General features: G+C 63.9%; 9 protein-coding genes. 3 read left to right on the plus strand and 6 right to left on the minus strand.

Going from position 1 to position 13,491, the window contains the following annotated elements; all coding sequences use genetic code 11:
- The first annotated feature begins 103 nt into the window (after positions 1 to 103).
- Both U5798_RS02540 and U5798_RS02545 read left to right on the plus strand, forming a co-directional pair.
- Positions 104 to 898 carry an OmpA family protein gene (locus U5798_RS02540; protein ID WP_415859484.1) on the plus strand — a complete coding sequence of 265 codons (795 nt, stop codon included), beginning with the start codon at positions 104 to 106 and terminating at the stop codon, positions 896 to 898.
- A 255-nt stretch (positions 899 to 1,153) separates the two neighbouring features.
- A complete protein-coding gene (locus U5798_RS02545) occupies positions 1,154 to 1,963 on the plus strand; it encodes an NYN domain-containing protein (protein WP_185658112.1) in 810 nt (269 codons plus the stop codon).
- Positions 1,964 to 2,088: 125 nt separating this feature from the next.
- On the opposite strand, the gene U5798_RS02550 is transcribed toward U5798_RS02545, so the two are convergent.
- Positions 2,089 to 4,167, minus strand: a complete 2,079-nt coding sequence (locus U5798_RS02550; protein ID WP_322081072.1) for a HAMP domain-containing sensor histidine kinase — start codon at positions 4,165 to 4,167, stop codon at positions 2,089 to 2,091.
- A gap of 690 nt (positions 4,168 to 4,857) precedes the next feature.
- Here U5798_RS02550 and U5798_RS02555 point away from each other — a divergent pair.
- Entirely contained in the window at positions 4,858 to 5,661 is an 804-nt protein-coding gene (locus tag U5798_RS02555; RefSeq protein WP_124448500.1) for an EAL domain-containing protein, read from the plus strand.
- A gap of 327 nt (positions 5,662 to 5,988) precedes the next feature.
- Here the strand turns inward: U5798_RS02555 and U5798_RS02560 are convergent, their stop codons facing one another.
- The 5 genes from U5798_RS02560 to U5798_RS02580 form a co-directional block, all read right to left on the minus strand.
- Entirely contained in the window at positions 5,989 to 6,981 is a 993-nt protein-coding gene (locus U5798_RS02560) for a beta-ketoacyl-ACP synthase III (RefSeq protein WP_124448502.1), read from the minus strand.
- A 67-nt stretch (positions 6,982 to 7,048) separates the two neighbouring features.
- The gene (locus tag U5798_RS02565; RefSeq protein ID WP_124448504.1) at positions 7,049 to 7,378 is read right to left on the minus strand and encodes an acyl carrier protein; all 330 of its coding nucleotides are present in this window, start codon (positions 7,376 to 7,378) and stop codon (positions 7,049 to 7,051) included.
- An 80-nt stretch (positions 7,379 to 7,458) separates the two neighbouring features.
- The gene (locus U5798_RS02570) at positions 7,459 to 11,349 is read right to left on the minus strand and encodes a type I polyketide synthase (RefSeq protein ID WP_260434820.1); all 3,891 of its coding nucleotides are present in this window, start codon (positions 11,347 to 11,349) and stop codon (positions 7,459 to 7,461) included.
- A 5-nt stretch (positions 11,350 to 11,354) separates the two neighbouring features.
- A complete protein-coding gene (gene ccrA / locus U5798_RS02575) occupies positions 11,355 to 12,632 on the minus strand; it encodes a crotonyl-CoA carboxylase/reductase (RefSeq protein ID WP_124448507.1) in 1,278 nt (425 codons plus the stop codon).
- A gap of 74 nt (positions 12,633 to 12,706) precedes the next feature.
- Positions 12,707 to 13,465, minus strand: a complete 759-nt coding sequence (locus U5798_RS02580; RefSeq protein ID WP_124448509.1) for an SDR family NAD(P)-dependent oxidoreductase — start codon at positions 13,463 to 13,465, stop codon at positions 12,707 to 12,709.
- Between the last annotated feature and the right edge of the window lie 26 nt (positions 13,466 to 13,491).

Consider the following 13,491-nt stretch of genomic DNA (forward strand, 5'->3'; position numbering starts at 1 on the left):
CGGGAAAACCGATGTCCTGCAGCGATATGCGGCAGCGGCCCGCAACGAGCGATCGTTGCCGCCGCGCCGGATACGCGGCTCCTTATACGATGAGAGACTGATCATGAAAATCCAATGGGTACTTGCGTTGTCTGTCGCCTTGTTTTCCGTTGCATCACTGGAAGGCTGTGCCGTCGACGGACCGCCCCGCTTTCCGGATCCGCAATCCGCCAGCCCGAAAGGCGGCACGTTCGTGAACGTGGACAACCTGCGTAACGTCGGGCCCGGCCTGAACAAGGACCAGATGTTCGATCTTCTCGGCCCCCCTCACTTCAACGAGTGGTTCGTCGGGAGTCGTGTCTGGAACTACCTGTTCGACTTCCGCCGCGGCAACGAAGTCGTCGCGTGTCAGTACCAGGTGCGATACGACGCGCACATGAAGGTGAGCGACACCTACTGGCGCGATCCCGCATGCGCGGACTTCGTGCGGCCGAAATCGGCCGCGCCGGCAGCTGCGGCACAGCCGCCGGCCTCGACGCTCGAGCAATTCACGTTGCAGAGCGACGCGCTGTTCGCGTTCGGCAAATCGAGCGTCGAATCGATGCAGCCCGCCGGCAGGGCGCAGCTCGACGATGCAATCGAACGAATCAAGCGTCACCAGGCGATCACGCGAATCGCCGTCGTCGGTCATACCGACCGTATCGGCACCAGCGAGATCAACGAACCGCTGTCGCGCGCACGCGCGCAAACGGTTCGCAGCTATCTGATCTCGCATGGCCTGGACGGCAACGTCATTCAGGCAGACGGCGTGGGGTCGCGCGAGCCTGTCACGCATTGCCCGCCAGGCCGAAGCAGCGCCGTGATCGCGTGTCTGCAACCCGATCGGCGGGTCTCGATCACCGTAAGCGGGCGCGATTGACGGACGGCGACGCCGGTGGCGCCAATCACACTTCGCCCGCGTGACGGGCGCCGCCATTGACCGACAGGACGCGCTTGCGGGCAGCGGGCCGCGCATTGCGCTTCCCCCCGCGTTGCGCGCGACATCCGGCCGCCCGCCGTAACGGCCGCACGCCCGCAAAGCGCCGTACTGCTGCAGCGTAGACGAGCGGCACGGTTCGACGGCGCTTGATTCAGTTACCCGAGCGACAACCCACCAGCAATCCGGATGACGACAATGAGAAGGGTCGGCGTGTATGTGGATGGAAGCAGCATCGACGCAAATGGCGGCCACCAGATGCGATACGAGGTGCTGCGCGCGCTCGCAGGCCGGGCCGACGCCACGATTCAGCGGCTGCATGCGTATCTGAGCGTCGACGAACGCCGCGCCGCGCGCTCCGCCGACTACGATGCGCGGATCAAGGGATATCAGGCGGCGCTCCGCGACAAGGGGTTCCGCGTCACGGTCAAGCCGCTCAGGCACGTTGCAGACGAGGACGGCACCGAGACCGTCAAATCCAATTCGGATCTCGGCATGGCCGTTGACGCGCTATCCGAATCGGACCGGCTGGACACCGTGCTCGTCGCAACCTGCGACGGCGATTTCGTCGAAGTCGTGCGAGCACTTCAGAAGAAAGGCTGCCGGGTCGAAGTCCTCGGTTTCGACAACGTGCCGTTCGAGTTGCGCGATACCGCCGACCAGTTCATCAGCGGCTATCTGGTCCCCGGCCTGCTTCCGGTTCGCGATGCGGCCGCCGGCTTGTCCGCCTGGGGCCAGGTCGGCTCGCGCGTGCGCGGCGTGTGCAACCGGTTCGAGCCGGATGACGGATACGGTTTCATCGCGTTCTGGGCAACGTTGCCCGATACGCCGCTGCTCGCGGCGGCCGAAACGAGTCCGGCCTACTTTCGCGGCAGCAGTCTCCAGGATCCGTCAGTTCTCTCACGGCTGCCCTCCAGAAACACGATCCTGGAATTCGACCTTGCCATGCCCGCGAAACAGACCGGCGCGCCTGAAGCGCGCCGGATCCAGGTCGTTTCCGCCGCCTAGCGGCCGATGGACCTCTGCCGGCGCCCTACGCGATGCGCAGCAGCCGCGTCGTCGCACGCCGTTGCCGCGGAGAGCGCCTGCCCCGCCTTGTGGTTTACGCAGCTCCTCCAGTACCCGCACCGGGATCAACGCCCCAGCGCGGCGTCGTGATCATGCTTCGACAGAAACATGAGGAAGGTCGTGCCCTCCCCGAGCGTCGACCGGACCTGCAGTTTGCCGCCAAGCGAATCGACGACCGTCTTGACGAACGCCAGGCCCAGTCCATGCCCGGACATCGTCGCTTTTCCGTCCAGTTGCGTGAATTCGCGAAACAGCTTTTCCTGGTCGCGCTCGGATATGCCGGCGCCATAATCCGTCACGGTGATCTTCACGTGTCGATCCGTTGCCGACAGTTCCACGTCGACCGTAGACGCTTCCCGACCGAACTTGATCGCGTTGCCGATCAGATTGACGAATGCCCGCCGCAGCAGCTGCACATCGGCGATCGTACTGAGCCCGGGCTCCGCCATCAGGTTGACGGTCGTGGATTTCGCGCTCGCCTGCGGCAGCAGATCGTCGACGGCATCGCCAAGCACCAGTGCGGGATCCACGGCGGTCAGCTTCGGCGGCAGATTCTCGGCCCTGGCAAGAAAGAGGAAATCGTCGGACAGGCTGAGCGCGCGCGTCGCATACTGCGAGACCAGTTCCGAGAAACGTTGTGGCGTGTACCGCGACGGATCCCGCTGTATCTGGGAAACGAGCGCGAGAATCGAGGCCTGCGGAGACCGCATGTCATGCGACAGGAATCGCAAGGCCATGTCGCGCTGCCGTTCGGCCATCCGCACGGACGAGACGTCCGCGACATGAAAGACCAGCGCATTCTCGCCGTAAACGGACGGGCGGATCGGCGCGCACTTGATCAGCAGCGAGCGGCCCCATCGGGCATTGGCAATCTCGATCCCCTGATCGAGCTGGGATTTCGTCTGCGCCGACAGCGCATCGCCATCGGGCCAGTCATCCAGCGACGCCATTGCCTGCGCGACAAATTCACTCGCCCGATGCGACGCGGTGATCTGAAACAGCACGTCCGAGACCAGCCGTCCCACCGGCGGCCCGCCGGAAACCGAATGCTCGTCGAGATCCGCGCACCATGCGGCGATTCGCTCGTTCGCCAGCAGGACGACCCCGGCAGCCGACGCAATCAGCGTTGCCTCCGGAAGACTGTCGACCCATGCATCGATCAGCGCACGATAACGACGCACCCGCACCTCAAGATTCGCAGTCCTGTCAAGTTGCCGGCGAACCGGGTCCATGGACCGCACGGCCTCCGCCGGCTCCACATGCAGCGACGGTTCTGCAGCCATCCGGTCCGCCAGGCGGCCAATGAAGCGCGACAACACTTCGACGCATCGCCAAAACCACAGCAAGCAGGCAAGTCCGCACATCAGCATGCCGGTGGCGGGCGGCAACGCCTCGCCTCCGAAAACGAACATGACGAACGAGATCCCCGCAATCGCACCGGCAACCCCGAGCGACGCAGCCAGGCCTGTGCGAGGACCGAACCGGAAGAGCAACAGGCACGTCAAGCAAACAACGGTCTCGTTGAAGAGCAGCACCCACGTGAGACCGATCTGGCGCGCCGGCGCATCCGATGCGCCGGCTGCCGCGACGACGTCGCCGATCGGCAAGGTAGCGTCCGGCGACACGATCGCCCCGCTGTCCGGGTTCTCGATCGCCGCGCGAATCAGGACCACGCTGCCGCGCAGACGGCTCGACGGCACCTTGCCGTCCAGCACATTGACGTACGAGTAGAGTGCGCAAGGTCCGCCCGCCTGAAACGCAGTGTCGCGCACGCAGGCGTTGCCGGCCGCCCGCGCCTGCGTCCGTCCGGCGTCGCGGCTTGCCGTCCCACCGATGGCCGAATGGCCGGCGCGAATGCGTGCGACGTCCCGCAGGCCGGTCAGGTCGAAACTGACGACCGCGACGCCGCTTCCGGCGAGCCGCTCCATCATCCGCTCCCGTGTTTCCACGCTGAACGGCCAGTCGCCCAGGCGCCCGGTCGTACGATCGTCGACCATGATCACCGCGAGCGGCTTGATGGCTCCGTGTCGGACGGACTGCCACACGAACCCGAACCACGCCCGGTCGATGTGATGCAACGCGGACGTCGCTGTCAGCACCACGCATACCAGAACAAGCGCAGACGTCAGGCGCATCCATTCCATCGAGCGTGGCGAGGACGCATGCCCGGTCGCCCGTTTTCCCTCATCACATGAACGGCGCCGCCCCGGCCCCAAAAATCTTCCGAACATGTCGATTAGATGACGCCCCATCGATATTGCATTGATCGACGTTTGAAATAACCCTATCCAACGCCAAGAACTCATTTCAAAAAGCATTGACAAACGATGCAAACCGAACGCGCATTACGACTTATCCACCGCTCTCCACCCTGCACGAGCCTCGCCGACACGCCCTGCCATTCTGACTCGGCCCATTACATTTCGCAATTAACATGCAATTATTATACGTTATTTATTTTCGCAATTAAATTTAATATTTAATTACAATTAAATTTACATTCAATGAAAATTCTACCCCACCCTCATCAGCCAGCACGAACTACTGAATTTCGGTATATTCAAGCGCAATACCGGTAAAAATTGCGCCAATCCGAATCCAAAAAAAACCAACACGCCATCATAATCAATATCAATTAATCAAACACAAGCATCAATGCAAAAAGATATTTGCACTCACAATTATAATTCAATAAAAACCAAGCCAACGATACGACTATTGGTAACTGAATTTACATTTGTTCGTTTTTCACAAGTTGAAAATTTTCAACTCACTCCATAGAATGAATCAACCGAAAACATCTTCCCCATATTTCAATCGGCCTACCCTACTTCATGAGTCACCCATTCGCGTCAACTGATCCACTCGACGATGCCGCGCGAGGACTTCGTCAGGACGAGTTCTTTTTCCTCCTCCAACCCAAATTTGCACTCCACGGGGTTCGCCTGGCGGGCTTCGAATACCTGATGCGCTGGCATCATCCGGAGCGTGGGGTCCTGGAACCCGCGTCGTTCATCAGCATGATCGAGGATTCATGCCTTGCCACCGGATTCACGGACCTGCTCACCCGGCGCGCGACGTGCAGGCTGGCGCAGTGGAAGGCGGCGGGGTACGGCGAGTTGTCGCTCGCGATCAATTTGTCGCCGTCCGAGCTCGGGCACGCGGAGTTTCCCGCGCAACTTTCCGCACGGCTGGCGTCGCTCGGGCTCGAGCCAGGCCGTGTCGAAATCGAACTGACCGACGTCGTCCCCCCCGCCCGGCTCGATTGGCTGGTGGAAGCCATCCATGCGGCGCAGGCGATCGGCGTGCGCATCGCACTGGATGACTTCGGAGCCGGCTTCAACTCGCTGACGCTCCTGCAGCAGTTGCCGGTGGATATCGTCAAGTTCGATCGATCGCTGATTCGCGAGGTGCTGCAAAACGGCGAGTCCATGCGGATTGTCGAAACCCTTGTGCAGCTTGCGAAAAGTCATGGCAAACACGTTGTAATGACGGGCATCGAAACCGCCGAACAGTTCGAATGGGCAAGCACACTGCCGGACGTCGACGGCCAGGGTTTCTACCTCGGCGAGCCGCTTCACGAAACCGATGTCGACGCTTTCATTGCCGAGCATCATCGCCGGATCCGTTCCTCCTAGCATCCACGCGCCTGCAGGCCGATCTCGCCCCATCGTCGGAGCACCGGGTGCCGCAACACGGCGAACGATGCGACATGCAGCGACGCCTTCAGAACGCGGGGCACCGTTTACGCTCCGATCAGGCGGTTCTTTCGAGCCGCTGCTTGCGACATGCAGCCAGCATAAGACGGCGTTCCGAGGACGCAAAGTGAACTTTTGTCACTTTCTCGAGCAAATCCGCAGGATTCCCACATATCAGGACAACGCCGGTTCGGCGTACCCGAGACAGCCGCGATCCGCGCCCACGTCGCACCGTACCGACGCGCACGCCGATACGGTGCGCGTCGACTACCACCGGATCAACGCCGCGCCCCACGTGAATCCCGAGCCCATTGCAGGCGTCAGAACGAGATCGTTCTCCTTGATGCGCCCGTCGGATACGGCTTCGCAGAGCGCGAGCGGAATCGACGCTGCCGATGTGTTGCCGTGCTTGCTGACGGTGAGGACGACCTTCTCCATCGGGAGGTTCAGTTTTCCGCCGAGCGTTAGCACGATCCGCTGGTTTGCCTGATGCGGGACGATCCAGTCGAGGTCGTCCTGGGTCAGGCCGTGTGCCGCGAGCGCTTCCTGCGACGCGTCGGCGAGGTTGACGACGGCATGCAGAAATACATCGCGACCCTCGAGATGCATCTTGCCGGCGCTCTGCGTCGATGACACCCCGCCGTCCGTGTGAATCTTGTCCCAGTACCGTCCGTCCGAATGCAGATGCGTGGAGAGCACGCCGCGCGGCTTGTCGCCTTCGTTGCGTTCGCCGCGCAACACCAGCGCACCCGCACCGTCGCCGAACAGCACACAGCTATTGCGGTCCTGCCAGTCCACGATACGTGACATCGTTTCCGCCCCGATCACCAGCGCGGTGCGGGCCTGGCCCAGACGGATCATGTTGTCGGCGACCGACAGCGCGAAGACGAAGCCCGAACAGACTGCCTGCACGTCGAACGCAGCACCGCGCCGCACGCCGAGCGCTTCCTGAACACGGACGGCCGTCGCGGGCATCGTGCGATCGGGCGTGCAGGTCGCGAGCACGATGAGATCGACCTCGGCTGCGTCGATGCCGGCGCGATTCAGTGCGGCCCTGGCGGCGCCGATCGCGAGATCGGACGTGTTCTCGCCGTGCGCCGCGATTCTGCGCTCACGGATGCCCGTGCGCTGCGTGATCCACTCGTCCGTGGTGTCGACCATGCGCGCGATGTCATCATTCGTCATGCGGTGCTCGGGCAACGCGGAACCGCAGCCGACGACGCGCGACGTCCATGCGTCCGCGCGATTGATTTGCACCATCTTCCGTACTCCGATTGAAGTCGATGAGGCGCCGGCCGCCTGAACGCTCGCTGCCGGCGTACACGTATTACCAGCTTCCGACGTTCGCGTCTTCACCCGGCTCCGCGGCCGGGATCGTGTCCTTCCGTTGCAGCGAGACGAGATGCGCCGCCAGCGAATTGAAGGTCGGATAGTCGTAAAGGACCGTATCGTCGATCTTGATTCCGAGCCGCTCTTCGAGGAAGAACGCGAGTTCGACGGAATGCATCGAATCGAATCCGGCGTCGGCGAAGGTCTGCTCGAGATCGGTCGGCACCTGAAGATTGTTTGCTTCGGTCCACTCTTGAATCCACGCAAGAATGGCTTCGGCAGTCACGTTCGACCCGTTGACGGCCGCGGCTTGAATTTGATCGCTCATGGTATCGATTCCTTGAAGTCGGATTGAGAACGATGAAGGCACGGCGGCAACGCCGCGCCCGGGAAACCGAAACGCAGTGCCTATGCGGGCGTCGCATGCACACGCGGTTCGTTGTCGGCGCAGCCTCCACCGAGAAAGCGAGCCAGACGCTGCACGGAAGGCTCGCGCACGATGGAGTTGTGATCGTCATCGAACACACCCACCGCCACGCCGCCGCGCGCGAGGCGGCCCAGATGCTGTTCCACCTGGGTGCTCGACACTCCCCGCTTGTCGCGTGCGGCAAGCGCGTATCCGATGCGCGTATGCACCTGTCGGGGTTGATGACAGGCGAGCGCCGCCGCGCTCGCGGCGTGCAGACGCGCGATATGGTCGAACGTCGCGGGGTGGGCACGGCGCCGCACGTCGGCGAGGTAGAAGTCCTGGTCGAGCATGGCGTCGAAACGCGGATCGGCGAGCCATCGATCGACCGTTTGCCTGCCGTCGCCGGACGCGAGATCATCGGCCAGTGCACGCAACCGCAGGGTGAATTCGCCGTCGTGGAGCGGGCTGTCGACGATCATCAGCGGCGGCGCAGTTTCGCCCTCCGCCTCCCATTGCGCGGCCATTTCATGCGCGACGATCCCGCCGAACGACCAGCCGCCGAGCAGATCGGGCTGTCTGCCGTGTATTGCGAGCAAGGCCGCGCGATAGCGCGACGCCAGTTGCGCGATCGAAAGATACTCGGGTGCGTGGCCCTGGTCCGCGTACGGATGGCGGATCGCGACGACCGTCGGATCGCCGGGCCATGACGAAGCCAGTTCCTGATAACAGAGCACGTTTCCGCCGACCGGGTGGACGAGCGCGACGAGCGGCCCGGCCCCGTCGCGCAGCGTCACGACCAGCTCGCGGTCATCGTCCGTCCCGGCGGATTTCCGCATGTCGTTCGACACCGCTTCGCGCGCCGGCATGGCGCCGTTCGTCGTGCCGAACCACGTCGCCAGCGTCCGGAGCGATGCCCCGCGCACAAGCATGGAGATCGGCGGCATCGTGCCGAGCTGTTGATGCAGGCGAACGCGCAGTTCCGTCAATGCAAGCGAGTCGAAGCCCTGGCTGACGAGCGAAAGACCGTCGTCGAGCACGACGGTATCCGGTGCGACCGTCGCCGCGACCGCACGCAGCATCGCGAGCGTCTGCGCGGCATCCGCCGGTGCGGCCTCGACGCGATCCGCCGCTCCCGGTCCCGGCACCCCGGTCCCGTCGTTCGACGCGTTGCCGCCTTGTCGTCGCACCGCGCCGCGCGCGGCCTCCGCAAGGTCCGGGAACGGCAGCTCGAAGCGCTCCGGATCGAACGAGTAACCCGGCGCATCGGCCGGTCGCGGCGCCTTGCCGTACAGCTTGCTCCATGCGATCTTCTGCCCTTCGCTGTAAAGGCGTGCGCAGCCATGCGCGAAGCCGGTCGCCTCGGCTTCCTCGTCTCCCTCCGGACCGTCCGCGAGCGACGCGATCGCACAGTGCCAGTCGCCCCCCGCCGCGGCGCGTGCGAGCTTGGCCAGTGCCGCGCCGGGGCCCACTTCGACGAAGATCGTCCTGCCGTCCGACGCGGCCAGCAGCGCGTCGTGAAAACGCACCGGTTGCTCGACAAGATCGAGCCAGTGCTCGACGCCGGCGATCGCGTCGGTCGCGATGTCGCCCGTGAGCGTGGAGACGATCGGAATCGACGGCGGCGCAAACGTCAGCGGTTCGAGCGCTCGCCGGAACGCTTCGCGCATCGAACGCAACATCGGCGAATGGCCCGGCGTACCGTAGGTCTTGAGCAGCGACACCCGCTTGCCCGCGGCGACCATCGCGTCATGCACCCGCCCGACCGCTTCCGGCGTGCCGCTCACGACCGTCTGCCCCGGCCCGTTGATGCCGGCGACGAACAGATCCGTACCGAACGCGAACCGCCCCGCGAATTCGTCGACGCTGACGGCGACGGCGAGCATCGCGCCGCGCGGCGTCTCGGTATCGAACAGGCGACCACGCGCCTCCACTGCCTTGAGGCCATCGCCAAGCGACATCACGCCGCCGATCACCGCGGCCACGTGCTCGCCGAGCGAATGCCCGATCAGCAGGTCGGGCTGTACGCCCAGCTCCATCCATGTCCGCGCCAGCGCGTAGCACACGACGAAATGGGCAAGTTGCCCCGGATGATGGCGCACCGGTTGCGCGCTGTGGCCGAGAATCGCATCGAGCACGTCGCGCGCCGTCTCGCCGTCGAGCGCGCGCAGGCACACGTCCGCATGTTTGCGGAACAATCCGTTGCCGTTGTAGAGGTTCCCTCCGACGCCTGGCTGCCAGGCTCCCTGGCCTGGCACCAGAAACGCGAGGCGGGGCTTGCGCGGGTGTTCGCCGGCGTGCCATCCCCCGGACGGATTCTCCGCGAGAAAGTCGTCGAGCGCGGCAACGAAGTCCGCTTTCGTCGTGCCGACCAGCGCAACGCGATGGTCGAAATGATCGCGTCGTACGTTCGACGTGTGACACGCATCGCGCAGTGGTGCGGACATGTCCGCGAGCCAGGCCCGCCATGCCGACGCGACACGCCGGCGTGCGTCGGGCGAACGCCCGGAAAGCGTCAGCACGCGTTCGCGGGCAATCGGAGCGCCGAGGTCTGCTACGCGCTCCGGCGCGACCAGAATCAGGTGGACATTGGTCCCGGTGATGCCGAAACCGCTCACGCCGACGACCGTATCGCCCTCGGCGAGCGGCGCTCCCTCGCGCGGAATCTCGAGCTGCGAACCTTCCCAGTGAAAACGCGGGTTCGGTGTCTCGAAGTTCACCTGCGCGGGTACATGGCGGTGCCGCAGGATCAGCATCGCCTTGATGAAGCCGGCCATGCCCGCGGCTCCCTCCAGATGCCCCAGCTGGGACTTCACCGAGCCGACGAGGATCGGCTTGTCGCGCACGACGGCGCGAGCATAGACGTTGCGCAACGCGGAAAGCTCGATCGGATCGCCGAGCGCCGTGCCCGTCCCATGCGCTTCCACGTAGGCGACCGCTTCCGGACGAACGCCCGCGCGCGTCATCGCCCGGCGAATGACGGCTTCCTGAGCCGCACCGTTGGGCGCGGTCAGGCCGTTGCTCGCGCCGTCGCTGTTCACTGCCGAACCGGCCAGCACCGCATCGACACGGTCGCCATGCGATAGCGCGTCGGCAAGCCGCTTCATCACGATCACGCCGCCGCCTTCGCCACGAATGTAGCCGTCGGCGTTCGCGTCGAAGGGACGGCACCGGCCGGAGGGGGACATCGCCTGGAGCCGCGCAATGCCGATCGTTTCCTCCGGCCCCAGGATCAGGTTCACCCCGCCTGCGATCGCCACGTCGCACTCGCCGGCCTGCAGGCTCTGCGCGGCAAGATGGATCGCGACCAGCGAAGACGAACAGGTCGTATCGACGAAGATTGCCGGTCCGTTCAATCCCAGTATGTGCGCGACTCGCCCGGGCGCCATCGCGCGCAGGTTGCCGAGCTTCGAATAGGTGGTGATGCGGGCGGGATCGCCGGACCAGACCGTGCGCCGGCCATAGTCCGCCTCGCCGATCGTCATGAATACCCCGACGTTCGTGCCGCGCAGCCCGCCGGGTGCGACGCCTGCGTTCTCGAGCGCGCCCCAGGTCAGCTCGAGCATCCAGCGCTGTTGCGGATCCATCTCCATGGCCTCGGCCGCCGAAGTACGGAACAGCTTGCGATCGAAGCGGAACGGATCGTCGACATAGCCGGCCACGCGTGAATACGTGGTGCCGGGCTCGTCCGTATCCGGCGAATAAAACGCGTCGATATCGAAGCGTTCGCGCGGTGTTTCGCAAATGGCCGTCTGCCCTGAATTCAGCAGTGCCCAATAGCTCGATGCACTGGATGCCCCGCCGGGGAAGCGGCATGACATGCCGATGACGGCGACGCGTTGCGGATGTGGGTTCGATTGGTCCATCGCATTTTCTCGGCCAGAGGCGTTCATCGGGTCTAGTGGCGCGTTGCCGCGGCGAGATCGTCGCTGCTGCTCGCCTGGACGAGCACGGCCATGTTGCCCGGCAGGTGCCGGTTCGCGCGAATCTTCGCGTGCGCCTCCGGCAAGCGGCTCCACGGAAACACTTCCGACAGGCACGGATCGATCTTGCCGCTCATCACGAGACGGTTCGCCTGTGCGGCTTCCTTGAGGCTCGCGAAGTGACTGCCCTGGATGCGCTTCTGTCGCATCCACACGTAGCGCGCATCGCAGGTCAGGTCGTAGCCGCTCGTCGCCGCGCAGAACACGACCATGCCTCCGCGCTTCACGACATAGCAGGACGGTGCGAACGTATTCCGGCCCGGGTGTTCGAACACCATGTCGACGTCGCGCTTCTCGCCGAGCGCGTCCCAGATCGCTTTTCCGAACTTCTTGACCGCATCGACATAGGCCGCGTACGCGGTCTGCGCATCGACCGGCGGTGGCGCGCCCCAGCACGAAAAATTCGAGCGATTGATCGCGCCCACCGCGCCGAGACGCTTGACGAACTCGATCTTCGAATCGTCGGAGACCACGGCGACGGGGCGCGCCCCAACCAGCGCCGCGAGCTGGATCGCCATCGTTCCGAGCCCGCCCGCCGCCCCCCATACGAGTACCGATTGCCCCGCCGAAAGCACGTGCGGCTTGTGGCCGAACAGCATCCGATACGCGGTAGCGAGCGTGAGCGTATAGCAGGCGCTGGCAGCCCATGTGAGGTGTTTCGGGCGCGGCATCAGTTGAGTCGACTGGACGCGCGCGAACTGCGCGAACGAGCCATGAGACGTTTCGTAACCCCAGATCCGTTGCGACGGCGACAACATCGGATCGCCGCCGTTGCATTCCTCGTCGTCGCCGTCGACCTGCGAACAGTGCGCGACCACCTCGTCGCCGACTCTCCACTTCTTCACGTTCGACCCGACGGCCCAGACGATGCCCGCGGCGTCCGAGCCCGTGATGTGATAGGGATCGTCATGCAGGTCCAGCACCGAGAACGGCTGACCGAGGGCGGCCCACACGCCGTTGTAGTTGACGCCGGCTGCCATCACGAGGACCAGAACGTCGTCGGGGCCGAGTGACGGCACGTCGACGATCTCGTTTGTGAATGCCCGCTGCGGCTCCCCATGGTTCTCGCGGCGAATCGTCCACGCGTGCATTCGCTTCGGCACCACACCCAACGGAATCGGCTCACCGATCTCGAACAACTCCGGCTGGTTGCTTCTCGCCTCGACAACCAATTCAAATATTTTGGTATCCATATCAATATTCCTGTAAGAGTTGATTCGATAAACAGTGCACTCGTGCTAGGGCGCCCGTGACGACGCCATCCGCATCACGCCGCGGCCATTCCGCCGTCCACCGACAACGCGGTACCGGTCATGAAAGAGGAGGCGTCGCATGCGAGGAACGTGACAGCCTCCGCAATTTCCGTTTCCGTCCCCAAGCGACCGATCGGATGAAAACGCTTGATCTGATCGGTCATGCGGGTCTCGTCGAGAAACTTTTCCACCATCGCGGTTGCAACGAACGCAGGGCAAATCGCATTGACGCGGATATTCTGCTTCGCATATTCGAGCGCAGCCGCTTTCGTCAGCCCGATGATGCCCGCCTTCGAAGCGTGATATCCGCAGCCGCCGAATGCCGATGCGACGAGGCCGTAAGTGGACGACATATTGACGATGGAACCGCCGCCCGTTTTCAGCATTGCCGGAATTTCGTACTTCATCGAAAGGAACATGCCCTTCAGGTTGATATCGACGACATGGTCCCAGCTCTCCACGTCGGTATCGGCTACGGTTTTGCCGAATGCCTCCACGCCGGCGTTATTGAAGGCGACATCGAGCCGGCCGAATTCACGCATGGTCTCCTCGACCATGCGGGCGCAGTCTTCGGCCCTGGACACATCGGTCCTCACGAACAGCGCTTCGCCGCCGGCCTTGCGGATTTCCTCGACCACCGCCAGACCTTCGTCGATACGGCGCGATGCGATGGCAACCCGCGCACCTTCGCCGGCAAACAGCAATGCCGTCGTCCGTCCAATCCCGGAACTCCCCCCGGTCACGAGGGCAACCTTTTCAAGAAGCTTTTTCACTGTGCTCTCCCGGTTGCACTGAGATG

It is taken from the genome of Burkholderia sp. BCC1972, from assembly GCF_905339605.1.
Taxonomy (GTDB): domain Bacteria; phylum Pseudomonadota; class Gammaproteobacteria; order Burkholderiales; family Burkholderiaceae; genus Burkholderia.